Annotated in this window: 23 protein-coding genes and 3 pseudogenes; 25 read left to right on the top strand and 1 reads right to left on the bottom strand. The window is 37.2% G+C overall.

Going from position 1 to position 25,417, the window contains the following annotated elements:
* The first annotated feature begins 25 nt into the window (after positions 1-25).
* The 4 genes from NSQ51_RS15800 (at position 26) to NSQ51_RS15785 (ending at position 4,081) form a co-directional block, all read left to right on the top strand.
* On the top strand, positions 26-1,189 hold the full coding sequence (locus NSQ51_RS15800; protein ID WP_342462769.1) for a flippase: 1,164 nt from the start codon (positions 26-28) through the stop codon (positions 1,187-1,189).
* Positions 1,182-2,339, top strand: coding sequence for a UDP-galactopyranose mutase (gene glf, locus NSQ51_RS15795; protein WP_121674110.1), 1,158 nt, complete (start codon positions 1,182-1,184; stop codon positions 2,337-2,339). The genes NSQ51_RS15800 and glf (NSQ51_RS15795) overlap by 8 nt, the downstream gene beginning before the upstream one ends.
* Positions 2,340-2,489: 150 nt before the next feature.
* Entirely contained in the window at positions 2,490-3,407 is a 918-nt protein-coding gene (locus tag NSQ51_RS15790; protein WP_121674109.1) for a glycosyltransferase family 2 protein, read from the top strand.
* Complete coding sequence (locus tag NSQ51_RS15785) at positions 3,395-4,081, top strand: PHP domain-containing protein (RefSeq protein ID WP_310794045.1); 687 nt, start codon at positions 3,395-3,397, stop codon at positions 4,079-4,081. Before NSQ51_RS15790 ends, NSQ51_RS15785 begins: the two co-directional genes overlap by 13 nt.
* A gap of 303 nt (positions 4,082-4,384) precedes the next feature.
* On the opposite strand, the pseudogene NSQ51_RS15780 reads toward NSQ51_RS15785, so the two are convergent.
* A pseudogene (locus tag NSQ51_RS15780) lies at positions 4,385-4,504 on the bottom strand (transposase); the annotation flags it as partial.
* Position 4,505: 1 nt separating this feature from the next.
* On the opposite strand from NSQ51_RS15780, the gene NSQ51_RS15775 reads away from it, so the two are divergent.
* From NSQ51_RS15775 to galE, 21 genes and pseudogenes are all read left to right on the top strand, one after another.
* The gene (locus NSQ51_RS15775; protein ID WP_342462768.1) at positions 4,506-4,907 is read left to right on the top strand and encodes a phosphoribosyltransferase; all 402 of its coding nucleotides are present in this window, start codon (positions 4,506-4,508) and stop codon (positions 4,905-4,907) included.
* Positions 4,907-5,809: a glycosyltransferase family 2 protein gene (locus tag NSQ51_RS15770; protein ID WP_342462767.1), complete on the top strand. Its 903-nt coding sequence runs from the start codon at positions 4,907-4,909 to the stop codon at positions 5,807-5,809. The genes NSQ51_RS15775 and NSQ51_RS15770 overlap by 1 nt, the downstream gene beginning before the upstream one ends.
* Positions 5,810-6,152: 343 nt before the next feature.
* Entirely contained in the window at positions 6,153-6,428 is a 276-nt protein-coding gene (locus NSQ51_RS15765) for a polysaccharide biosynthesis C-terminal domain-containing protein (RefSeq protein WP_342462715.1), read from the top strand.
* Positions 6,421-7,581 (top strand): UDP-galactopyranose mutase, encoded by a 1,161-nt coding sequence (gene glf, locus NSQ51_RS15760; protein ID WP_342462714.1) that lies wholly within the window; start codon positions 6,421-6,423, stop codon positions 7,579-7,581. Before NSQ51_RS15765 ends, glf (NSQ51_RS15760) begins: the two co-directional genes overlap by 8 nt.
* Before the next feature lie 2 nt (positions 7,582-7,583).
* Complete coding sequence (locus NSQ51_RS15755) at positions 7,584-8,807, top strand: glycosyltransferase family 4 protein (protein WP_342462713.1); 1,224 nt, start codon at positions 7,584-7,586, stop codon at positions 8,805-8,807.
* Between the two features lie 23 nt (positions 8,808-8,830).
* The gene (locus NSQ51_RS15750) at positions 8,831-10,207 is read left to right on the top strand and encodes a hypothetical protein (RefSeq protein ID WP_342462712.1); all 1,377 of its coding nucleotides are present in this window, start codon (positions 8,831-8,833) and stop codon (positions 10,205-10,207) included.
* A 2-nt stretch (positions 10,208-10,209) separates the two neighbouring features.
* On the top strand, positions 10,210-10,518 hold the full coding sequence (locus NSQ51_RS15745; protein WP_342462711.1) for a glycosyltransferase: 309 nt from the start codon (positions 10,210-10,212) through the stop codon (positions 10,516-10,518).
* A gap of 31 nt (positions 10,519-10,549) precedes the next feature.
* Entirely contained in the window at positions 10,550-11,110 is a 561-nt protein-coding gene (locus NSQ51_RS15740; protein WP_342462710.1) for a hypothetical protein, read from the top strand.
* 575 nt (positions 11,111-11,685) lie between these two features.
* Positions 11,686-11,871, top strand: a complete 186-nt coding sequence (locus NSQ51_RS15735; protein ID WP_342462766.1) for a hypothetical protein — start codon at positions 11,686-11,688, stop codon at positions 11,869-11,871.
* Positions 11,872-12,323: 452 nt separating this feature from the next.
* Entirely contained in the window at positions 12,324-13,499 is a 1,176-nt protein-coding gene (locus NSQ51_RS15730; protein WP_050367390.1) for an ISL3 family transposase, read from the top strand.
* 273 nt (positions 13,500-13,772) lie between these two features.
* Positions 13,773-15,221, top strand: coding sequence for an IS66-like element ISBst12 family transposase (locus NSQ51_RS15725; RefSeq protein ID WP_076611637.1), 1,449 nt, complete (start codon positions 13,773-13,775; stop codon positions 15,219-15,221).
* A 65-nt stretch (positions 15,222-15,286) separates the two neighbouring features.
* Complete coding sequence (locus NSQ51_RS15720) at positions 15,287-16,192, top strand: glycosyltransferase (protein WP_342462765.1); 906 nt, start codon at positions 15,287-15,289, stop codon at positions 16,190-16,192.
* A 34-nt stretch (positions 16,193-16,226) separates the two neighbouring features.
* Positions 16,227-17,114: a glucose-1-phosphate thymidylyltransferase RfbA gene (gene rfbA, locus NSQ51_RS15715; RefSeq protein ID WP_121650206.1), complete on the top strand. Its 888-nt coding sequence runs from the start codon at positions 16,227-16,229 to the stop codon at positions 17,112-17,114.
* Between the two features lie 19 nt (positions 17,115-17,133).
* A complete protein-coding gene (gene rfbC / locus NSQ51_RS15710) occupies positions 17,134-17,691 on the top strand; it encodes a dTDP-4-dehydrorhamnose 3,5-epimerase (RefSeq protein WP_183085384.1) in 558 nt (185 codons plus the stop codon).
* A 2-nt stretch (positions 17,692-17,693) separates the two neighbouring features.
* A complete protein-coding gene (gene rfbB, locus NSQ51_RS15705) occupies positions 17,694-18,707 on the top strand; it encodes a dTDP-glucose 4,6-dehydratase (protein WP_121650208.1) in 1,014 nt (337 codons plus the stop codon).
* Positions 18,704-19,558 carry a dTDP-4-dehydrorhamnose reductase gene (gene rfbD / locus NSQ51_RS15700; RefSeq protein WP_121650209.1) on the top strand — a complete coding sequence of 285 codons (855 nt, stop codon included), beginning with the start codon at positions 18,704-18,706 and terminating at the stop codon, positions 19,556-19,558. The genes rfbB and rfbD overlap by 4 nt, the downstream gene beginning before the upstream one ends.
* A 96-nt stretch (positions 19,559-19,654) precedes the next feature.
* Positions 19,655-20,842, top strand: coding sequence for an IS701 family transposase (locus NSQ51_RS15695; RefSeq protein ID WP_049625563.1), 1,188 nt, complete (start codon positions 19,655-19,657; stop codon positions 20,840-20,842).
* 284 nt (positions 20,843-21,126) lie between these two features.
* Positions 21,127-21,600, top strand: a pseudogene (locus tag NSQ51_RS15690) (phospho-sugar mutase); the annotation flags it as partial.
* A gap of 125 nt (positions 21,601-21,725) precedes the next feature.
* On the top strand, positions 21,726-22,904 hold the full coding sequence (locus tag NSQ51_RS15685) for an RNA-guided endonuclease TnpB family protein (protein WP_121650179.1): 1,179 nt from the start codon (positions 21,726-21,728) through the stop codon (positions 22,902-22,904).
* Positions 22,905-23,087: 183 nt separating this feature from the next.
* Positions 23,088-24,368: pseudogene (locus NSQ51_RS15680) on the top strand (phospho-sugar mutase); the annotation flags it as partial.
* A gap of 14 nt (positions 24,369-24,382) precedes the next feature.
* Entirely contained in the window at positions 24,383-25,354 is a 972-nt protein-coding gene (gene galE / locus NSQ51_RS15675) for a UDP-glucose 4-epimerase GalE (RefSeq protein ID WP_121650180.1), read from the top strand.
* The last annotated feature ends 63 nt before the right edge of the window (positions 25,355-25,417 follow it).

Genomic DNA, 25,417 nt, shown 5'->3' with positions numbered 1-25,417 from the left:
TCCTTTGCTTACACTACCTTATTTAGTGAGGGTTTTAGGTCCGGACAACTACGGATTAGTGGCGTTTGCTCAATCATTCATTCAGTTTTTTATTATTTTAGTTGACTATGGATTTAATCTATCTGCTACAAATCAAATTGCGATTTATAGAGATAATAAAAAAAGAGTTCAAAGTATTTTTAGTACGGTGATGACTATTAAGTTATTCTTTATGATAATAAGTTTCTTTATACTTTGTTTATTGATCTTGTTATTCCCAAAATTTCAAAACCATAAACTAGTATATATAGCAACATTCGGAATGGTTATCGGTAACGTTCTTTTCCCTATTTGGTTTTTCCAGGGAATAGAAAAAATGAGGTATATAACTATTCTTAATATCATTGCCAAAACAATTTTTACGATAGGCATTTTCTTGTTGGTAAAGCAGCGCAGTGATATCCTATTTGTTCCATTGCTTAACTCCCTCGGGACCATACTAGTTGGATTCATATCTTTAGGCATGATAAAAAGAACTTTTGGCGTAAATTTTGTATACCCTAGTTGGAGCGATATTAAGTACCAATTAAAAGAAGGGTGGCATGTATTTATTTCTACAGTAGCTATTAGCTTATATACAGTTAGCAATACATTTATTCTCGGTTTATTTACTAATAATACAGTTGTAGGATATTATGCAAGCGCTGAAAAAATAATAAATGCTGCAACTGGGATTATCAATCCAATTTCACAAACGATTTATCCTTATATTAGCCGATTAATGTCAGAAAGTCCTGAGAAAGGGTTAATCTTTATAAGAAAAATTCTTTTGATAGTCGGTGGTTGTACCTTCCTAATATCTTTAATGATTTTTGTATTTACGGAAAACATAGTAGATATTGTTTTAGGAGATAATTACAGGCAATCTGTTATAGTGCTAAAAATTATTTCTTTTTTGCCATTTATAATAGGATTAAGCAACATTTTCGGCATCCAAACAATGTTGAATCTAGGATACAAGAAAGCTTTCTCAAATATTTTAATGCTGGCTAGCATATTAAATGTTTTCTTAGCTATCATTTTGGTACCTGCGTTTAAACATATAGGAACAGCTTTTGGTGTCACTATTTCGGAGTTTTTTGTTACTTTGGCAATGTTTATGTATTTACATTCGAAAGGAATTAAACTTCTGGAGGGTAAACATGTTTGATTATGTGATTATTGGAACAGGATTTGCTGGCAGCGTGCTAGCAGAACGAATTGCAACACAATTAAATAAGAAGGTATTAATGATTGAAAAACGCAATCATATTGGAGGAAACGCGTATGATTCGTATGACAGTCAAGGTATTTTAATCCATAACTATGGGCCTCATATTTTTCATACGAAAATAAAAAAAGTTTGGGATTATTTATCTAACTTTACAGAGTGGCATTTATATCACCATAAAGTTCTCGGAGTTATAGATGGACAAAAAGTTCCGATTCCATTTAATTTAAATTCCATCAATCAGTTATTCCCTAAAAATTTGGCGGAGCGGTTAGAAAAGAAACTTATCGAAAATTTTGGTTATAACAAAAAAGTGCCTATTTTAAAACTTCGTGAGGTTGAAGATGAAGATTTGAAGTTTTTAGCCAATTATATATATGAGAAAGTGTTTCTTGGTTACACAACAAAGCAATGGGGTGTCACTCCGGAAGAACTAGATCCTTCTGTGACAGGACGGGTGCCTGTATATATCAGTCGAGATGACCGTTATTTTCAAGATCCTTATCAAGGTATACCAAAAGAAGGATATACAAAACTATTTGAAAGAATGTTAGATCACGAAAATATTAAGATTTTATTAAATACAGATTACAAAGAAGTATTACACTTTAATTTTGAAACCGGCGAAGCGAACTTATTTGGACAAAAATTTGACGGAAAAATTATTTATACTGGTCCAATTGATTATTTCTTTGATTACAAGTTTGGACAATTGCCTTATCGTTCCTTGAATTTTAAATTTGAACAATATGATGTCGAGTTTGTTCAAGAAGTAGGCACAGTAAATTACCCGAATGACTATAATTTTACCCGAATCACTGAGTTTAAGTATTTAACTAACCAAAAATCAACCAAAACAACCGTTGTTAGAGAATTTTCACAAAAATATATTCCAGGTGAGAACATTCCTTATTATCCAATCAAAAATGACAACAACTTAGAACTTTATAGAAAGTATATAGAAGAGGCTAGAAAATATAACAAGGTCATAATGGTGGGAAGATTGGCAGAATATCAGTATTATGATATGGATATGGTAGTAGGAAAAGCATTGAGAACTTTTGAAGAGAAAATTAAAAGAAATTTATAAATCTATATAGGTTGTAATAAAGAATTTCCGACCTCCATGTCCCGTCTTTACTTTATCACCTAACAAGCTGGCACGGTGACAAGAAGAGCGAACAATGCCATGTAAAACAAAATTGCCACTTATATAATGTAAGGAGAAAGAGTTATCCTAATGTTCAAAAATGTTTGTGCAGTAGTAATTACTTATAATCCAGACCCTAAATTTTTCTTGAAATGCATAAATTCCTATATAAATCAAGTAAAGGAAGTGATAATTGTCGATAATGGTTCTTCTACTGAAATAAGGGAACAGCTGATTAATTCTTTAAGAAATCGGAATGTGAGTTTTATATTCAATGAGACTAATATGGGAATAGCAGCTGCATTAAATCAAGGAATTAGACTAGCCATAGATAAAGGGTTTGAATGGGTCATAACCTTTGACCATGATACGGAAGTTAAAAATGATATGCTTGAAAAGATGTTTGATGTTTATGAAAAATATCTTGATAAGGATAAGGTAGGAATCTTGGCTCCGAATTATATTGATATTAACACTAAGGATAGCATGCGCTTTGTTATTAAGGATAAGTGGAAATTTAAGAGAATTAAGGCTAAAGGGCATTTTATAGAACCTTTAACTGTTATAACATCTGGGAGTCTTATGAAAACTAAGGTTTTTGAAAATGTGGGTCCTTTTAAAGAAGAAATGTTTATTGACTACGTAGATAATGAGTACTGTCTCAGATTAACTCAAATGGGATACAAGATATATATTATTACTGATGCATTAATGTTTCATAGATTAGGGGAAAAAAGGATCATTAGGATTGGTAGTTTAACGTTTATCCCTTCAAATCACAGCGTTTTAAGAAAGTATTATGTTGCTAGAAATAGAATTTATACTTACAAAAGATATGCACTTAGCAATTTAAACTGGTTTATGTATGATATAATGTCCTTTTTCTATGATATATTTAAAGTTATTATGTTTGAAGAACCGAAAATCCTTAAACTTAAATATATTTTTAAAGGAATATACCATGGTTTTTTTGATAAATTAGGGAAATATAACGGATCAATCAAGTAAACTGGGGAGGGATTAATATTATTAAAGTAGACCTACATGTCCATACCTTTTTTTCCCATGATTCATTACTAAGTTTTAAAGCTCTTGAGAATATATTGTTAAAAAAAGGTATTAATTGTGTTGCGATTACCGATCACAATACCATTGAGGGGGCTTTGTGGTTTAAAGAGTACTCTAAAAAAATAAATGTGATAATTGGTGAAGAAATTTTTACGGATAAAGGAGAAATTATAGGTTTGTTTCTAGAAAAAAATATAGAACCTGGGTTATCTCCTGAAGAAACAGTGTACCAGATTAAAGAGCAAGGGGGAATTGTATATATACCCCATCCATTTGATAAGGATAGAATTAAGAGTTGTTTAGAGCTAGAGAAGATACTATCACTTCAAGATGAAATTGATATTATTGAAACATTTAACTCACGAACTAGACAACAAAAATTTAATGATAAAGCCTATAAATTATGTAAGGAATTAAATAAAATTAGTGCGGTAGGTAGTGACTCGCATACTGTTGCAGAAATTGGAAGGAGTTATCAGATTATAGATCCTTTTAATACACCTTATGAATTTTTAAAAAATCTAATGAAAGCTAAACAAGTTAGTGAACCTTCGCCTAAGATTGTTCACCAGTATACTAGAGTAGCAAAGCGGTTAAAAAAATTATTTGTTTAGTGGTGAGAAAATGGCTAATTTTATAAGTATGAGTATTAAGGACGTTGAACTGTGTTGTCTGCAGTTGTATGAGGTAATTAAAAAAGAAAAGTATATACCTGATGCTATTGTTTATTTAGAATCAGGTGGATGGCTTATTGGATACAGATTATCGAAAAAATTCAACGTTCCATGCTATGGAGTAAAGGTAAGTAGAAGTTTAACTTCAAGTAAAAAAAGGTTAGCCTCGTTTTCGAAAATACTTCCAGATAAAGTGAAATATATATTGAGGTGGTTCATCACCAAAAGTTGTACTTGTACCTGTCATGAAAGTATGTTAGCTGTTTCTAGCCGGACCCGCCATGCAAAACGCTGGATATTTCTGTATCCGTATCCCCCACGTTTCATCAGCTTGATCTTGTTATTTGTCCCCTCTATTTTCCCTATGCATACCTATCTTAAAATCTCAAGTACAACTTGTGGTGAAGAGCCATTGAGGTTTATCGAAATAAAAATAGGGTTTCACAAGAAAAATAATAAACGATATATTGAGAAATTACCAGATTTGTCAGTATTCAACAACATTTTAATAGTAGATGATGCTTTGGACACCGGTTATTCTATAAAAAGTTTAATAGAAAGAATTGGAAATTATAATGAAAAAAATATTAAAATTGCTGTGATAAATCACTCGGATACGAGAAGCATAATAAAACCACACTACCATATTTATTCAAACAAAATCGTTCAATTTCCTTGGTCTACAGATTCAAAATTTTATAACCAATATTTTAGTTTTAAAAAGGCTATTTTAGATATGGAAACAAAAGAGGTATATGAAAAGTGATGATGAACGAAGTATGTGCTGTTATAGTCACTTACAATTGTGATGAAACTATAATAAAAGGATACAAATCTATAAAAAATCAAGTCAAACATACTGTGATAGTAGATAATGGATCTAACAAAGAGTCTTTAAAAAGGTTGACTTCTCTAAAAAATGATAAATTAACAATTATTTATAATCAAGATAATCTCGGGATTGGTAAAGCGCTAAATTTAGCAATGGATTTTGCTGTTAAAAACAATTTTCGATGGTTATTGACAATGGATCAGGATAGTATTTTACCTGAAAATTTCATAGATGTTTTCCAAGAGATTTACACTAACATAAAAAATAAGCAAGAGATAGCAATACTGGCTCCAGATTATTTTGATGGAAACACTGGAGAAAGAGCTAAATTTCTCATGAAAACATCAAACAACTTTTTTTACAGAAGGAAAACTTGTGAGGGGTTAATTGAGCCACTTATAGTCATCCAGTCAGGTAGTCTTTTTAACTTAGCAGTTCTTAAAAAAGTTGGTGGATTTAGGGAAGATCTCTTTATTGACTACGTTGATAATGAAATATGCCTAAGATTAAATCAGGAGGGTTACAAGATTGTAGTTACAGATAAAATTAAGATGAAACATCATTTAGGTAATCGCAATAAGAAAGTATTTTTAGGTTATACTTTCTATCCTACTAATTATTCTCCTATAAGGAAATATTATAATGCTAGAAATAGAATATATTTATATAAAGAATATGCAAAGAAGAATTTTCCGTGGTTTATCTACGATGTAACAGCATTTCTATATGATCTATTAAGAGTTGCCCTGTTTGAAGATGAAAAAATCAATAAATTTAAATATATTTTAAAAGGAATTAAAGATGGTTTTCAAAATAAATTAGGAAGATTCAACTAGGTAAGATATAAATTACAATTAAACTGATTAAGGTTTATCATAAAAAAGCGAAGTAGTGGTGTTTCATATTGAATAAAAAAAATCAACTTTTACACCCAAGTAAAGTAGTTTTATTTACTTTCATAATATTAACTATTCCTGCTATTTATGTGTACAAAAAAACAAATAAACCTGAATCCGTGATAAAGACGCGTTCAAAGCTGCCAAGAAAACTGGATCAATCAACAAAATATTGCACTCGGGGTTCTTCACCTAATAGGTGAACATTCGAAATGGAGTCGAAGTCTCGACACGATTGGGTTTCCCAGCATTTTTGATACACTTCTGTCACGGATTCAGGATAGTGCTAAAAATTATTGCTTTTTTACCATTTATAATAGGATTAAGTAACATTTTCGGCATCCAAACGATGTTGACTCTAGGATACAAGAAAGCTTTTTCAAATATTTTAATGCTAGCTAGTATATTAAATATTTTCTTAGCTATCATTTTGGTACCTTTGTTTAAACATATAGGAACAGCTTTTGGTGTCGCTATTTCGGAGTTTTTTGTTACTTTGGCAATGTTTATGTATTTACATTCGAAAGGAATTAAACTTCTGGAGGGTAAACATGTTTGATTATGTGATTATTGGAACAGGATTTGCTGGCAGCGTGCTAGCAGAACGAATTGCAACACAATTAAATAAGAAGGTATTAATGATTGAAAAACGCAATCATATTGGAGGAAACGCGTATGATTCGTATGACAGTCAAGGTATTTTAATCCATAACTATGGACCTCATATTTTTCACACGAAAGTAAAAAAAGTCTGGGATTATTTATCAAACTTTACGGAGTGGCATTTATACCATCATAAAGTACTTGGGGTTATTGATGGACAAAAAGTACCGATTCCATTTAATTTGAACTCTATTCATCAAGTATTCCCTAAAAATTTAGCTGAACGTTTAGAGAAAAAACTTATCGAAAATTTTGGTTATAATAAAAAAGTACCTATTTTAAAACTTCGTGAAGTTGAAGATGAGGATTTGAAGTTTTTAGCCGATTATATATATGAGAAAGTGTTTCTTGGTTACACAACAAAGCAATGGGGTGTTACGCCAGAAGAGTTAGATCCTTCTGTCACAGGACGGGTGCCTGTATACATTAGCCGGGATGACCGCTACTTCCAAGATCCTTATCAAGGGATGCCGAAAGAAGGATACACCAAGCTATTCGAAAGAATGCTAGATCACGAAAATATTAAGATTTTATTGAATACTGATTATAAAGAAGTGTTACAATTTAACTTTGAAACAGGTGAAGCAAGTTTATTCGGGCAAAAATTTAATGGAAAAATTATTTATACGGGTCCGATTGATTACTTCTTTGATTATAAATTTGGACAGTTACCTTATCGTTCGTTAAATTTTGTATTTGAACAGTTCAATCAAGAAAAAGTACAAGAAGTAGGGACTGTCAATTACCCAAATGATTATAATTTTACAAGAATAACTGAATTTAAACATTTAACAAATCAATCTTCTGACAAAACAACAACTGTAAAAGAGTTTTCCCAAGAGTATATTCCAGGAGAAAATATTCCTTATTATCCGATTAAGAATGAAAATAACTTGGAACTATATAGACTATATAAAGAGGAAGCAAGAAAATATGATAATTTAATTTTCATTGGTCGTTTAGCAGAGTACCAATATTATGATATGGATATGGTCGTGGCTAAATCTTTAAAAACTTTTGAATCTGGTTTATTGAAAGTGGGGATTTAGTTTTGAAAATATCTTACTTATTGATAGGATTTGGAAAAACTGGGGGTTCAATTGTTTTATATAATTTTATGGATAAATTAGTAGAGTATGGTCATGATGTTTATGCTGTTACCCCAAACGGTTCACTTAAATGGGAGATTGGTATTTGGAAAAAGATAATTGCAGATGAAAAAGTTTTTTCGAAAAAATTTACACTCGAAAAACTAAAATTAAAAGTTCACGATAAAATAAATCTGATATTAAATCATAACGATAAATATTTTAAAGATATTTCGTCTCTAAAGAAAATGATAAGTGGCTTGTTAAATAATTGGGTAGAATCAGATGTTACTATAGCAACTTTTAGTTGGACTGCATATGCTGCAACCGCATTATCTGATAAAACCGTTCCAATATATCATATGCAACATTTTGAAGAAATCTTTTTTAAAGATCTATTTAAAAGGTTAATAACTAGAATGACTTATAGTTTACCAATATTTAAAATATCTAATTCCCTATGGTTAAAAAATCTATTGAATAAAAACTTTAATGTCAGTTCATATTTGCTAAATCCAGGGATTGATTTAAGTGTATTTAAGAACGATGGAGATTATTTAAAAAAGTATATTTCAAAGGATAATTGGACTATTGTCAGTTTTTTTGATGAGGAAAGGGAATGGAAAGGATTTGATGACGCTGTATCAGCTGTTAAATTACTTAGGGAAAAATTAAACAAAAAAAATATAAAAGTTAATTGGAAAGTTTTTGGTTTAAATCCTCCAAGTAAAAAATATGAAACAGAATTTGAATATGTAGGGAAATTATTTAATGAAGATTTAGCCAAACTTTATGCTTCTGCAGATATAGTTTTATTAACATCATGGTATGAAAGTTTTCCATTACCACCTATTGAAGCAATGGCCTGTGGAACATTAGTTTTATCTACTCAATATGGAGTAGAGGATTATATGATTGATAATAAAAATGGACTAGTTACCTTACCAAGAAAAATTGAGGATATGGCATCAAAACTTGAGTGGGCAATAATGAATCCGGATAAAGTTAGGAAAATCGTGGAGGAAGGTGTAAATACTAGCTTGAAATACAATTGGGATAATAGAGTTAAAGAATTATTATGTATTATTGAAGAAGTTAAACAAAAACATGATTTTGTAAAATATAATTTATTTAATGATTTAGTTGAAGGGAAATTTTATGATTATATGTATGAAAAGTTTAAATAATTGGGCTGAAGTAGAGGTGTTATATGATTTTAGGAAATAATATCTCCAACAGTAATATAGAAAATGTTTTGTCTGCTAATGAACTAACTATTAATAATACTTATAATTTTAACAAAAAAAAAATGACGCTTAGCAATTTTATAATGCTGATAAATATAATGTCTTTTTTTTACATTTTGTTATCAGGTCCTCTGTATTATTTACAATATAAATTTTTTGGGGCAATTATTTTTCCAGTAACAATAGCAAAGTTGACTATTTTATTTAGTTCTTATTTATGGATAATTATTATTTTAAATAGGAAAATGTTAATTCCGTGCCATAGAGGTTTACTAATTGTAACAATTATTAATATGATTTATGGTTTAATTTCCGTAATGGTTCATATATTGGTATATGGCTATTCTTTGGAACGTAGTATATATTCCTTAAATTATATGGTAGGTTGGTTTTTTATAACATTTCCTTTTTTATTAATGAATAAATTTGCGAATGTCTCAGTTAACTTATCGAAATTTGAAAAATATATATATATAATATCTTGGCCGTTGTTTTTTATAGGATATCTTCAGACTTTGTATAATTCACCCTTAGTATTTCAAGGATTAGGATGGGAATATGTTCATAAGATTACTGATGACTACACAATAATATTTGGTTATTTTTTAGGACAAAATATTAGAGCCTTTTCATTATTTCAAAGTCCGTTAGTATATGGTTTTTTCTCGGTTTTTGTTAATTTAATGTCGTTAGCAGGAATAATACTTTACAAAAATAGACTTTTTATCAGAATTATAACTTATATAATGTCGCAGATTTCGATTTGGTCTACTTTGACACGAAATGTAATTCTATGGATGATTATTTCGAATATATTTCTTGTTTTGTACTATTATAGAAAGAAAATAAAATTGAATTTAATTTTACATTATTATCCATATTTGGCGTTTTTAATAGTTGTTCTAATTCTCACAATAATATCAAATGAAACATCTGGGGCATCCTTATTAAATAATGAAACGTTAAATGTAAGGAAAGATACTTGGATAGAAATAATTAAAAATATGAACCTTTTTTCATTTCTCTTTGGATTAGGAGAGGTACAATCTGAACAAGTAAGCAATAATCTTGTAATAGATAATTTGTTCATTGCCTTTGTTATTTATAATGGTTTAATAGGACTATTTTTCTTTCTTTTATGGTTTATAATATTTTGGAAATATTTTCATAGTCTATCTTTGGAGATATCTAATCTTTTTCTTCTTACTTGTGTTTCATTATGCTCTGGTTTTTTAGTAGTTTCTTTATTTAATAATACTGTAGGTACCCTTTACATGTTTTATCTACCACTTATATTTTATCAAATCACAGTTCGTAAACGGTTTAGAGAGAGGGAATGAGTATGCACGAAAAAGTTTGTGCAATTGTTGTAACTTTTAACCCCGACCCCCAAGATTTCATTAGATGCCTTAATAGCTATAAATCACAAGTTGATGATGTAATAATTGTTGACAATGGTTCCAATCTTTCAATTATTAATGAGATTCAAGAACAAATAAATAACGAGGCTAGTATTACCATTATAAGAAATAAAACTAATAATGGTATAGCAAGTGCATTAAATCAAGGAATAAGAGAAGCAATGAGAAGAGGGTATGAATGGGTAATAACTTTTGATCATGATAGTGAAGTTGAAAATGGCATGGTTTAAAGTATATTTTAAATACTTACAGGATAAAAAGGTGGGCATAGTAGCACCTAATTATAAGGATGTTAATACAGGTGAAATGAGTCCTTTTGTGCAAAAATGTGGTTTGGGGTTTAAAAGAGTAAAATGCTCGGGGGATTATATTGAGGTCTTAACAGTTATAACTTCGGGTAGTTTAATGAAAACTTCCGTATTTAAGGAAGTTGGTTTTTTTAAAGAGGAGCTGTTTATAGACTATGTAGATAACGAAATGTGTCTGCGACTTCTAGAAAATGGTTTTAAAATTTATGTTATAACAGAAGCTATTATGTATCATAGATTAGGAAAAAGAAGAATCTATAAGTTGGGTCCTCTTAAATTTATTCCGACAAACCATAGTGTTTTAAGAAAATATTATATAGAAAGAAATAGGATATATACCTATAAGAAATATGCACTTAAGCAATTTTCATGGTTTTTGTTTGATATCTTAGCATGTATTTACGATATATTTAAAGTCATAATGTTTGAAAACCAAAAATTTCAAAAAATAAAATTTATGTTAAAAGGATTCTATCATGGATTTATAGGGAAATACGGGAAATTGGATATATAGTAAAATTTTAGAAGATATTAATCAGTTACCAAGTATGAACGTGTTGCAAAACTCATAATGAGTGTATCAATGAACATAAAAAGCTCATCCTGTTGGAAATTATATATAGTGATCTGTAAATTAACCTCCAAGGGGTGGGCACTATTATGATTTCCAATTTTGTCATCGTGGATGCTTTTTCTAGCAAAGGTGCCCCATTTTTTACAGGCTTTGGACTAACTTTCTTTGCCACAAACACCATATGTAACGGGTCACTCGATGATTTCAAAAAAAACTGATACTGAAATGTTCTTTTTTTATTGAGTCCTTTACGTCAGTTAGTGCGAAACTGAATCATTAAAATATTTCCAACATATTTGTGGTTTTTTTCACGTGTCGGTACATGGTTTTTCAAAAACAAAGATTTGCTTCCTTCCATACCCAACTTCTCAAAGACTTAGGGGGGGTTCGGTATCTAAAAGTAGTCATAATCGACAGTACCTCTCTCCAGCAGTCTTTACGATTCTTAAGATAGATGGGAAAAATTCAATCGATATAATTGGTTTAAAGGCTATAAACTACATTTCTGTACAACCATAGAAATAACCATTTTATCTAATATCTTGACAACAGCGAATTGGAATGATGCCGCTGTGGCTCGCCAGTTTTCATTATTGAAGAAATGGAAAATCAAGTTTGTGCTCGGAGACACAGCGTACGATAGCCAAAGAAGTCCGCCAAGCTGTGGAACAAACAGAAATCTTTTTTATTTCTCCCATTAATTCGCGTAATGACGAGGAGAGAAAAGATCCCTATGGTCGGGTGATTTCTCGGTTTCTAAAGAAGGAATTCGGAAAATGATTGTTTTGGTTCCACAATATCATTAAGCATATGTTTAATCAGTTAAGGAATTGCGGATTTGAACAACATCGCTGGTATATGTTTAACCGATATTTACTTCATGTATAATTACGCATAATTATATGCGAGATTTAGATTTTTTATTATAGTTTTGCAACACCATCAAGTAGTTATATTTATACCTTTGAATAAATTATGAATTGTGGTTATCCTCGGTCTTTGTCTACTGTCAACTATCTTTTTAAGGCTCTTCACCACAAGTTGTACTTGATCATTGAAGATCGGTGTGCATAGAGAAAATAGAGGGTACAAAAAATGCGAATTTTCCTGTATGGTAAAGGTGTCCAAACCAAACCATTGGAGGAAAATTCGCATGTACGCTCAGTTTATCAAAGAACTCATCGATTTACCAGATGTTTTGATTCAAAAGGTGCGAAAAGAAGAAGAACGTTGGATTTTCGAACTTTCTCTTCCTGAACAATGCCCGTTATGTCCTGTTTGCTTGAAACGCACGATCAAAATGACAGGAAAAAAGAAGCAATGGATGCATGGGTATGCTCAACGGATCGGCATCTTTTGGGTGGAACTCCCTGTGGAGCGTAGACGTTGTTGTACATGTGGCATGACATTCAGCACGTCTTATCCCGGAATTTCCCCTCGAAGTGCAGCGACGGATGCGTTTCAGCAATGGGTGGCGCAATCTTGCATCGGAACATCCATTCAGGCGGTGGCTCGTATGCTCAAGCTTCCGTACACGACCGTTGAACGCTGGTTTTATACCCATGCCCCTTCCTTCCTATCGAATGACATCCAACCAAAGGCAGTTTGTGTCGATGAGTTTGCGTTTCGAAAAGGACATGATTACGGAGTGGCAGTCATGGATGCCGAAACGGGAGAAGTGTATGCCGTTGAAGCAGGAAAGAACGAGGAAGCCATTGGACGTGTGTTGGCTCCTGTGTCTGGTTCTGTTCAGTATGTCGTGAGTGATTTGGCTCCAGCGATGAAAAAAGCCATTCAAGGGGTGTGTCCGGAAGCGAAGCATGTGGTCGATTATTTTCATGTGATTCAATTGTTTACGGAAGCGTTGGATCGATGCCGCAAATCCTTCGGAAAAGGGAACAAGAAACATGGGCATGTTCGGCATGTTTGCCGCTTATTGACCCAGTGCCCCGAGAAACTCACCGAGGAGGAGCGCCAAACGGTGCGGGAGTGGCAGAAAGAGAGTGATTCCTTGCAGGCTGTCTATCAATCCCTTCAACATTTTCGTTATGTATCCAAAAGCCAAAACGAGCGACAAGCGAAACGTCGTTTGAACGCCTGGGTTCATCGGTATTTGTTTTGTCCTTGTTCTGCTGTTCGCGCCATCGCAAAATCACTCGTCAAACGAACAGACGAAATCATATCGTGCATTTTATCCCCTTATTCAAATGGGAAAATGGAGGGAACAAATAACAAGATCAAGCTGATGAAACGTCGGGGATACGGATACAGAAATATCCAGCGTTTTGCATTGCGGGTTCGGCTAGAAACAGCTAACATACTTTCATGACAGGTGCAAGTACAACTTTTGGTGATGAACCCTTTTTAAATCAAAAAATTACCAAAACTATCAAGATATGAAGTAGAAGAGAATTTCATGTTGGAAGCTAATTCGGATTAGTATTTCATAATTTCATATATTATTAGGGAAAAGGGGTAGGGATTTGAAAGTATCTGTTATTATTCCAACATGTAACTATTCAGCCACATCATAAAGTGAGCTGAATATTTTTTGCTTTTCCTGTCCATGATGTGAATATTGATAGACAAGGAGGTGAATCGCATGTTGACGGTACAACAAGCTGTATTTACAGTTGAGAGCTTAATCGGCAAAGTTCAACAACAAAAACAGCTCATTCATCAACTCATTCAAGAAAATGAACATTTGCGTCACGAAAACAAACAACTACGCAAAGAAAATGAACAACTGAAGTACCGTGTTCAAGAGCTGGAAGCACGCACGAAAAAAAACAGCTCCAATAGCCATTTGCCCCCATCTTCTGACCGTTTTGAGAAAAAGCGTTCCTCCCGCGAGCCGTCTGGCAAAAAGCCTGGTGGGCAAGAGGGACATGAGGGGAAGACGCTCCGTCAAGTGGAACATCCACATCATCGTGTCGTCCACCGTGTGCATACGTGTCAAGGATGTGGAGCTTCTTTGCGTGAAGTCAAACCGTTCAAAGTCGATATCCGTCAAGTGTTTGATGTCCCTCCTGTGGCGATCGAGGTGACACAACATGAACGTGAAGTGAAATCGTGTCCACATTGTCGATGCGTGCAACAAGCCGAATTCCCATCCCATGTCACGAATCATGTGCAATACGGTCCACGGCTCACGGCGCTCGTTGTTTATTTACATCATATCCAATTGATCCCGTACAAGCGTTTAAGTGATACAATCGAAGCGTTATATCAACACTCGATTAGTACAGGAACCCTTGCCAATATGGTGAAACGAGGACGCGAAGCGCTGGAATCAAATATGGACATCATCGAAGACGCCTTACTTGAATCCAACATCCTGCATGTCGATGAAACGAGTTTGCGCATCAATGGGAAACTCGCATGGGTGCATGTCGCGTGTACATCGAGATATACATACTTGGCTCCTCACGCTTCTCGTGGAAAAAAAGCGACCGATGAGATCGGGATTCTTCCCCGATATGAAGGGACGATGATGCACGATGCGTTCGGTACGTATCCGAAATACACACATGCCACCCATGCCCTTTGTCATGCCCACCATTTGCGTGAGTTAAAAGGATTCATCGAACAGGGGCATACGTGGGCGATGCGCATGACCACGTTTCTGTTAGCCGCCAAGCAAGCCGTCGAAGCCCATCACGGTGCACTTTCCGAAGAAGAAGCGAGACGGTGGGAACGAGTGTATGATCGCATCCTAGAAAGAGCACAACACCGATTAGAAACGATGACGCCTCTTCCGAAAAAAGCACTCGCTTTTGTTCGACGCCTTCAAAAACGAAAGGAAGAAGCGCTGCGTTTCTTACGTGAAGTACATGTTCCCTTTGACAACAACCAAGCCGAACGCGATCTTCGCATGGTCAAAGTCAAAGAGAACATTTCGGGTACGTTTCGCGAAGAAACATTCGCGCAGTCGTTTTGCATCGCAAGAAGCATCGTTTCCACACTGACGAAACACGAAAAAAACGTGTGGGATTCGTTATGTCTTCTGTTGGCAGGCGAAACGATCGATCGAGTTCTTTCCGCTACCTAGGGCATTTTCTATGACCGAAATGCCCTATTTGTGCTGGGCTTTTTTATACACTAGCACTGGGGTGAATAGTTACTCCAACATATAATGGGGAAAGATATCTAAAACATAGTTTGCCTATATTAGAAAAATATATGATAGATAAGGATTATGATTTTGTTATAATAGATTCTTCTTCAACAGATAAAACCAAAGAATTATTGCGTAAATATGATTTAAATATCATAACCATATCTAAAAAATCTTTTAATCATGGAAGCACTCGAAATTTAGGCGCTAAATTAGCGAAGGGAAATATTTTAGTTTTTTTAACTCAGGACGCTATTCCAACATCAAATTCAATTGAAAATATTATAAAGCCATTAATAGAGAGTAGAGAAGTTGGCCTTGCATATGGAAGACAAATTCCACATAAAGATGCAAATTTTTATAGCGCCTTTGCTCGTTACTTTAACTACCCGAATGAAAATAGTTTAAAATCGATAAAAGATGTTCCATATTTAGGAATTAAATCGATCTTTGTTTCTAATTCTTTTGCTGCTTATAAAAAGGATGTATTATTTGAAATAGGAGGATTTCCATCAAATGTTATATTAGGAGAAGATACTTATGTAGCGGCAAAAATCCTAAAAAAGGGATATAAAATATCCTATGTGGCTGATGCAATAGTTTATCATTCTCACAATTATTCAATATGGCAAGAGTTTAAGCGTTATTTTGATACGGGTGTTTTCCATAACAGAGAAAAATGGCTTCTTAATGAATTTGCTAAAGCTGAGAGGGAAGGGATTCGTTATGTGAAATCTGAAATTGCTTATGCTTTCAAACAGAAGAAATCTTATTTATTACCTAATATTATATTCAGGAATGGTGTGAGGTTTTTAGGTTATAAGTTAGGGCGTATGGAAAACTATATTCCCAACTTCCTTAAATCGAAGCTAAGTATGCATAAAGATTATTGGAATCAAACTTAACAAACTTAAATTAAAATTAAAAAGGAGTTTTATTATGAAAGGAATTATTTTAGCAGGCGGGAGTGGTACCCGCCTTTATCCTTTAACAAAGGCAGTATCTAAGCAATTGTTACCTATTTACGATAAACCGATGATTTATTACCCGTTATCTGTTTTAATGTTAGCTGGCATTCGTGATATTTTGATTATTTCTACTCCTAGTGACACACCGCGTTTTAAGGAATTACTAGGAGATGGCTCAGACCTAGGAATCTCATTATCTTATGCCGTGCAACCTTCTCCAGATGGTCTTGCACAGGCATTTATTATTGGTGAAGAATTTATTGGTAATGATAATGTCGCGCTTATTTTAGGTGATAATATTTTCTATGGTCACGGTTTAACCCATTTGTTGCAGAATGCTGTTGAACGAAAAACAGGCGCAACGGTTTTCGGCTATTATGTCAAGGATCCTGAGCGTTTTGGTGTTGTGGAGTTTGATGAGAATGGAAAGGCAATTTCCATTGAAGAAAAACCGCAAAATCCTAAGTCCAATTACGCGGTAACTGGGTTGTATTTTTATGATAATCGTGTTGTTGAAATTGCTAAAAGTATTAAACCTTCTGCACGTGGGGAACTAGAGATTACGGATGTGAATAAAAAATATTTGGAACTTGGCGAATTGCATGTTGAAATTTTAGGTCGTGGTTTCTGTTGGCTAGATTCAGGTACACATGAGTCATTGCTTGAAGCTTCGCAATTTATTGAAACAATCGAGAAACGTCAAAGTTTAAAGGTCGCTTGTATTGAGGAAATTGCTTATGTTAAAGGATATATTACGAGAGAACAATTATTAAGGTTAGCTGAGCCATTAAAGAAAAATCAGTATGGTCAATATTTAATTGATATTGCTAATCAGAAGAAACGACCAATCTATTTATAAAATGGTGGGAGTGTTAGTTGTGAAAATTACGGAGACTTCATTACCCGGTGTGTTGTTAATTGAACCAAAAGTATTTGGTGATCATCGTGGTTTTTTTATGGAAAGCTACAATAAAAAGCTTTTTGTGGAATATGGGCTTGATTTTGATTTTATTCAAGATAACCACTCGTTATCCCAACAGGCGGGGACGATCCGTGGGCTTCATTACCAGTTAAATCCGAAGGCGCAAACGAAGTTAGTTCGCGTTACTCGAGGAGCTATCTACGATGTCGTTGTTGATATTCGTAAAGGTTCACCGACTTTTGGAAAATGGCAAGGATTTATTTTAAGTGCGGATAATAAGCGGCAATTGCTCGTACCAAAGGGCTTTGCTCATGGCTTTTGTACGTTAGTAGAAAATACAGAAGTACAATATAAAGTGGATGAATACTATTCTCCAGAACATGATCGTGGCATTCTTTGGAATGACCCGGCGTTAGGAATTGACTGGCCGACATCGAATCCAATTCTTTCCGACAAAGACACGAAACATCCTCTATTAGCAGATGCCGAAATCAACTTTGAGTGGGAGAGATAATAATGAATCTTTTAGTTACAGGCGGAGCAGGTTTTATTGGCAGCAACTTTGTCCGTTACATGCTTGAGAAATATCCAAATTATAAAGTAGTCAATTATGATTTATTAACTTATGCTGGTAATCTTGAAAACTTAAAGGATGTTGAAAATCACCCGAACTATACATTTGTGAAAGGTGACATCAATAACCGTGAACTAGTGGATTATCTTGTTAAAACACACGAGATTGACGTTATTGTGAACTTTGCGGCTGAATCGCATGTAGACCGAAGTATTACAGATCCCGATATTTTCGTAAAAACAAATGTATTAGGCACGCAAGCGTTATTAGATGTGGCGAAAGCCAACCATATTAAAAAATATGTGCAAATTTCAACGGATGAAGTGTACGGTACGCTTGGAGAAACGGGATATTTTACAGAAGAAACACCATTAGCACCGAATAGCCCTTACTCGGCAAGTAAAGCTGGTGGAGACCTACTTGTAAGAGCGTATCATGAAACCTATGGGCTAAATGTGAACATTACGAGATGTTCCAATAACTATGGACCATATCACTTCCCTGAAAAACTTATTCCGTTAATGATCACCAACGCGTTGGAAGGGAAAGAGCTCCCGATTTATGGTGACGGCCAAAATATCCGTGACTGGCTTCATGTTAAAGACCACTGTGCAGCGATTGACTTAGTCATTCATGAAGGAAGACCTGGGGAAGTATACAATATCGGCGGACACAATGAGCGAACGAATAATGAAATCGTGCATCTAATCGTAGAAAAACTCGGGGTTTCGAAAGATTTAATTAAGTATGTTGCCGATCGCCCGGGGCATGACCGCCGCTATGCGATTGATCCGACGAAAATTATGACCGAGCTTGGTTGGAAGCCCCAATATACATTTGAGACAGGCATTGTCGAAACGATCCAATGGTATATCGACAATCAGGAATGGTGGAAAAATATTAAATCCGGTGAGTACATGAACTACTATCAAAAACAGTACGGTGACAGGCTATGAAAGTGATTGTTACAGGTGCAAAGGGTCAGCTTGGCACTGATTTAGTCCATTTACTGACGGATAAAGGGTATGAAGTGTACGGTTATGGACGAGAAGAGTTAGATATAACAAACTTTGACCAAGTAAAACAGATTATTGGCAAAGTTAACCCTGATGTTGTCATTCATACCGCAGCCTATACAAAAGTGGATTTAGCAGAATCAGAGCCAGATCAAGCGTTTGCCATTAACGCGTATGGAACGAGAAACGTCGCAGTCGCATCGGAAAAAGTAGGAGCGAAACTAGTGTATGTAAGTACCGATTATGTCTTTGATGGAACGGCGAATGTACCATATCATGAGTTTGCACCGACAAACCCGCTCAGCGTATATGGGAAAAGCAAATTAGCCGGTGAGCAGTTTGTTCGTGATTTACATTCGAAGTTTTTTATTGTCAGAACGTCTTGGGTATACGGAAAGCATGGGAACAATTTTGTCAAAACGATGTTAAAACTAGCACAAGAACGCGATGAATTGATGGTCGTGTATGACCAAATTGGCTGTCCAACCTATACAGTTGATTTAGCGAATTGTATTTTGGAACTGATTCAAACGGAAAAATACGGAGTTTACCATGTTTCCGATTCTGGACATTGTTCTTGGTATGAATTTGCGAAAGCAATTTTTGAGGAAGCTGGGATTGAGGTTAAAGTAAATCCTTGTACGACAAAAGATTTTCCAAGACCAGCGCCAAGGCCAGCTTACTCAGTGTTTGAGCATATGGCATTAAGACTGAATGGTTTTAAAGAAATGCCGAATTGGCGAGATTCTTTAAAAAGTTTCTTAGAAACTGTAGATGAGCAAATTTGCTAACATAAATTTACAAACTAAACAAAAAAGGAGACATGAACCCGATTCCTTGGTTAGAATAGATGTGCTACCAACTACCCACAAGGAGGTTCATGTCTCATGAATAGATTAGCACATCATCAAGGAATCCACAAGTTTTTCATGACGCTGGGATTGGCGCTTTATTTCTCGAAGCCGGTCATCAAGCATCTCGTTCATCTTGTCGACGCCTTGACGACCAAGGGATTTTCGGGGACATTGACGGATGTCCGGTACTGGAGTTTTCATCCGAATCATCGAACCACGCTCAGCCACTTTTTCACGAAAAGCCCTTGGAACGAGGAAAAACTGCTTGAGAAGCTTCAGGAGTGGGTTCTTCGCCAGATCGAACGCCTGGCCAAACGGACGAATCAACCCCTGTTCCTTTCGATTGATGATACCATTTGCCAAAAAACGAAGCCTTCGTCACGGGCAACGCACGCCATTCAAGGGTGTGACTGGCATTTCTCTCACAGCGATCATCAATTGGTCTGGGGGCATTCGCTTGTTTGGCTGATGGTGCACACCTTCACGCAAGCGTTTCCGTTCGCCTTTCGTCTGTATGACAAGACATCGGGAAGAAGCAAAATCGACCTGGCGATCGAGATGCTTTCCTCGCTCAAGGGGAAGCGGGCTCAGCCGGTGTATGTGCTCGTGGATTCATGGTATCCGTCCCAAGCGCTCATCGAAGCCTGTCTGAAACAAGGATTCCATGTCATCGCCATGCTCAAGACGAACCGGATTCTCTACCCGAAAGGTATCGCCATCCAAGCGAAGGAGTTTGCCCGCTATATCGAGCCAAATGACACCCGCCTCGTCACGGTGGGGAACGAGCGCTATCGTGTCTACCGCTACGAAGGCGCGCTCAACGGTCTTGATGACGCGGTGGTGCTGCTGGCTTGGAAGGCGGATCAACCGATGACGCCGGATCATCTCCATGTCATATTGAGCACCGACCGGGAGCTGAGTGACGAAGACATCTTGCGTTACTATGCCCAGCGCTGGACGATCGAATGCTTTTTCCGGCAGGCAAAAGACCAGCTGAAGCTCGATGGGTACCGTGTTCGCCACGTTCGGGCGGTGAAACGGTATTGGGTCGTGGTGCTGTTAGCCTGCGTATACAGCATCGCGGAATCTCAACAAGACATCTCTTCCGGCCTGGAGCTTCTTCGGTCTCGGAAAGGGCACAGCGTCGTCGAGTTCATCTATGACGCCGCAAAGCAAGATATTCCCATTGATGTGATCAAAAAACAGCTCCATGTCGCCTAAGGGGTCCCCTGTTTGTCTCTTAGGGAATGGAAATTACTGTAATGAAAAATACTCATCTACAGTTAGAAATTATTAAATGAGTTTTTTGTTCGTTTTATCCTAGAACAGTATATTAAGCACACCTGTGTTAGAAAGGGACTTTCTCATAATTTGTGAGAAAGTCCCTTTCTATATTTATTTTTAAGGAAATTTTTTATGAGGAAAGCGAATATATAATCAACTTTAATATTCCCATGCATTAACTAGCAATACTATTTTATTACTACTCTAGGAGAGATAAAGGAATGACATGGAAATCAACAGTAGAAAAATGGCTTTCATATCCAGAGCTAGATGCAGAATTGAAACAACAATTAATTTCTATGCAGCATAATGAAAAAACCCTTGAAGATAGCTTTTACAAAAATTTAGAATTTGGCACAGGCGGTATGCGTGGGGAAATTGGTCCTGGGACGAATCGAATGAATATCTATACAATCCGCAAAGCATCGGAAGGATTAGCGCGTTATATCGTGGAACAAGGCGAAGAAGCGAAAGCGCGCGGTGTCGTGATTGCCTATGATTCCCGCCATAAGTCGCCGGAGTTTGCGTTAGAAGTGGCAAAGACGGTTGGGAAGCATGGAATTAAAGCTTATTTATTTAAAGAGCTTCGTCCAACGCCAGAGTTGTCGTTTGCGGTTCGTTATCTTGGGGCGTTTGCCGGTGTTGTCATTACCGCAAGTCATAATCCGCCGGAGTATAACGGGTTTAACATATTTACCGAGAAGTCTCCCACCTCTAAACAAAGTGTAGGTGGGAGAGGAATCGGTTGTTTTTTCTCCTAAAAATAGAACATATGTGCTACACTATTCTTATCCATGATTTGGTGAAAGGAGGATCCACCATGCTTCGTGGGCAAAAAGTGGCCTTCCGGGCATCGAAGGCGGACCTCGAGCGGCTTCGTGCCTGTAACCGCGAGTCGGCTCGCGTCTGGAATGAATGCCTCCGATTGGCCAAAGAGCATTTCCTTCAACACGGCCGCTGGATCTCGAAAAGCGAGCTGCAAAAACAAACGAAAGGGCGATTCCATCTTCACAGCCAGTCCATTCAAGCCGTCTGCCACCAATACCTCTTCGCCCGGCAATCCGCTCGAGCCGCTATCCAGAAAGGACATCGCCACGTTCGTTATCCGTACAAGCAGAAGACATTTTTCAACACCAAATGGGCAAAAGACGGATTCACCATTCATGAAAATGGGAAAATCACGTTGTCCATGGGCATCCATGGTGGAAAACGCGAAAAACCGATTATCGTCTACGTCTCACAGCTGCCGCAGGGAACGATCAAAGAAATCGAATGTTGTTATGATCATGGCTGGTATCTTGCCATCACCTATGACGATGGCCAGGAAGCGAAAGCGTACCAGCCGGGGCATGCGGTTGGCATCGATCTTGGCGAAATCCATACGATCGGGGCGTTTTGCGAAAACGGCCAAGCCCTCCTCATCACGGGGCGAAAGGTGCGCTCGCTTCACCGGCTGCGAAACAAAAAATTAGCCGAGATTCAACGCCGTCAATCGAGATGCCAAAAAGGGTCCCGGCAATGGAAAAAGTATGAACGGGCCAAGAAGTACATCTTATCGAAATCGGAACGCCAGCTGCGCGATGCTCTTCATAAAACAACGAAACAGTTTGTCGATTGGTGCCGTGCCCAATCGGTTTCCGATGTGTACATCGGAAATGTCGAGGGAGTCCAGCGGCACACGCGAAAGAAAAAACGGGCCAGCCGGAAACAAGCGCAAAAGCTCTCGAATTGGTCATTCGGGAAAACCAAGAACTATCTGACCTACAAATTAGCCCAGCACGGCATTCGCCTGAAAGAGATGGACGAATCGTATACGAGCCAGACATGTCCTGTCTGCCGGAAACGAAAAAAAGTGTCGGGCCGAATTTTTGCCTGTTCTTGTGGATATAAAGAACATCGGGACGTTCATGGAGCCCGAAATATCTTGAGCAAGGCGGTGCATGGACATATTCTTCCTTGGTCGGTACCGACGAAGCTCACGTATCTACGGATTGCGTAAGCAAGAAGTAGTAGACGGGCCGGACCGCCCCATCGGTCAAAAGCCGATGTTGCTTACCGAATCGGCCGGGAAGACTTCCGATGCGTGCATCGAGCGGGAGAAGAGAGCCTTCTTCTGCGCCGAAGCTTCTTCGGGCGAGTGGTAAGAAACTCCTATCTCTAAACGGAGTGTAGGTGGGAGAGGTTCATAGTGTATGGACAAGACGGCGGACAAATCCCGCCAGCTGTGGCGGATGCGATTATTCAATACGTCAATGCGGTCGAAAATGAATTGACGGTTGCAGTAGCAAGCGAGCAAGAACTTCTGGAAAACGGATTGCTTACCTATATCGGCGAAGAAATCGATGAAGCCTACCTTCAGCAATTAAAAACGATTCAACTCAATCCAGAAATAGTTGCGGAAGTAGCGAAAGAGTTAAAAATTGTTTTTTCTCCTTTGCATGGCACAGCCAATAAGCTAGTCCGCGCTGGTTTAAAAGCATTTGGTTTTGAAAACGTGACGGTTGTAAAAGAACAAGAACTTCCAGACCCGAACTTTTCCACTGTTGCCTCGCCAAATCCGGAAGAGCATGCCGCGTTTGCATTAGCGATTCAATACGGCGAAAAAATCGATGCCGACATTTTAATGGCGACCGACCCGGATGCGGACCGGCTTGGTGTCGCGGTGAAAAATTTAGATGGTGAATATGTCGTGTTAACAGGCAACCAAATGGGCGCGTTGATGCTGGAATATTTATTATCGCAAAAGCAGGAAAAAGGAATTTTGCCGAAAAACGGCGTCGTTGTGAAAACGATCGTGACGTCCGAAATCGGCCGCGCGATTGCCGAGCATTATGGCTTGCCAACGATCGATACGTTGACTGGGTTTAAATTTATCGGCGAGAAGATTAACGAGTTTGAACGGACGAAAGAATACACGTTCCAGTTCGGTTATGAAGAAAGCTATGGCTATTTAATCGGTGACTTTGTCCGCGACAAAGATGCGGTGCAATCGGCGATTTTTGCCGCGGAAGTAGCGGCATATTATAAAGCGCAGGGAAAAACATTGTATGAAGGGTTATTAGAGATTTTTGAAAAATACGGTTACTATCGTGAATCATTGCGCTCGCTAACGTTAAAAGGAAAAGATGGCGCCGAGCAAATTGCCAATATTCTAGCGACTTTCCGCAAAGAGCCGCCAAAAGAAATCGCTGGCGTTAGCGTTGTCGCGATCGAAGACTATTTGATAAGCAAGCGCACCATTGTCGCGACAGGGGAAGAACAGACGATTGACTTGCCTCGTTCGAACGTGTTGAAATATCATCTTGCGAATGGCTCATGGTTCTGCTTGCGTCCATCAGGCACAGAGCCGAAAGCGAAGTTTTATTTTGGCGTGAGAGGAACATCGTTACAAGAGAGCGAAGAACTAGTTGCCGCATTAGAAAACGCGGTAATGGCTATAGTCCATCAAATCGTTAATGTATAATTGGGGGATTGTACATGATTCTCGTTGTCGGCGGAGCCGGTTATATCGGCAGTCATTTAGTGAAAGAATTAGTGAAAAAAGAGCAAGTGATCGTGCTTGATAACTTATCGACTGGCCATCGCTATTTAGTGGATGATCGCGCGGTGTTTGTGCAAGGGGATTTAGGGAACAAAGCGGATCTTGAGCCGATTTTTGAAAAATACCCGATTCAAGCCGTCATGCATTTTGCGGCGAACAGCTTAGTCGGCGAATCGGTGGTGAATCCGCTGAAGTATTATCAAAACAACGTTGCTGCTACCTTAACGTTACTAGAAACGATGCTGAAATATAATGTGAAAAACTTTATCTTCTCATCAACCGCGGCGACGTATGGGATTCCGAATGTCGAATTGATTACGGAAGATTGCCCAACAAATCCAATTAACCCATACGGCCGTTCGAAGTTAATGATCGAACAAATTTTAGCGGATTTTGCTTCTGCGTATGGTTTGAACTATGTCGTCCTTCGCTACTTTAACGCGGCTGGGGCGCACGAGTCAGGAGAAATTGGCGAAGACCATAACCCGGAAACACATTTGATTCCGCTTGTCTTGCAGCATTTGTTAGACCAGCGTGACAAAATTTCTGTCTTTGGTACGGACTATGATACACCAGACGGGACATGCATTCGTGACTATATCCATGTTACCGACTTAGCGAAGGCGCATATTTTAGCGCTCGAAGCATTATTGTCAGGCAAAAAGAAAACCGCCATTTACAATCTTGGAAACGGCTTAGGTTATTCCGTCAAAGAAGTGATTGAAACATGTGAAAAAGTAACTGGTCGCAAAGCGGTAATCGAATACACTGACCGCCGCCCGGGCGACCCGGCGCGCCTTGTCGCTTCCTCGCAAAAAATTTACGAAGAACTTGGCTGGAAAGCGGAATATTCGCTTGAGGAGATTATTGCAAGCGCGTGGAAGTGGCATAGCCGAAATACTAAGTAAATTCAAAGCCTCCTGTTGAAGTAATTCAGCGGGAGGCTTATTTATGTTTGGAGGTGACTGTTG

It is taken from the genome of Geobacillus sp. FSL K6-0789 (assembly GCF_038593135.1).
Classification (GTDB): domain Bacteria; phylum Bacillota; class Bacilli; order Bacillales; family Anoxybacillaceae; genus Geobacillus; species Geobacillus stearothermophilus.
The sequence above is the reverse complement of the archived record's forward strand: the minus strand, read 5'-3'. Positions and strand labels throughout refer to the sequence as shown.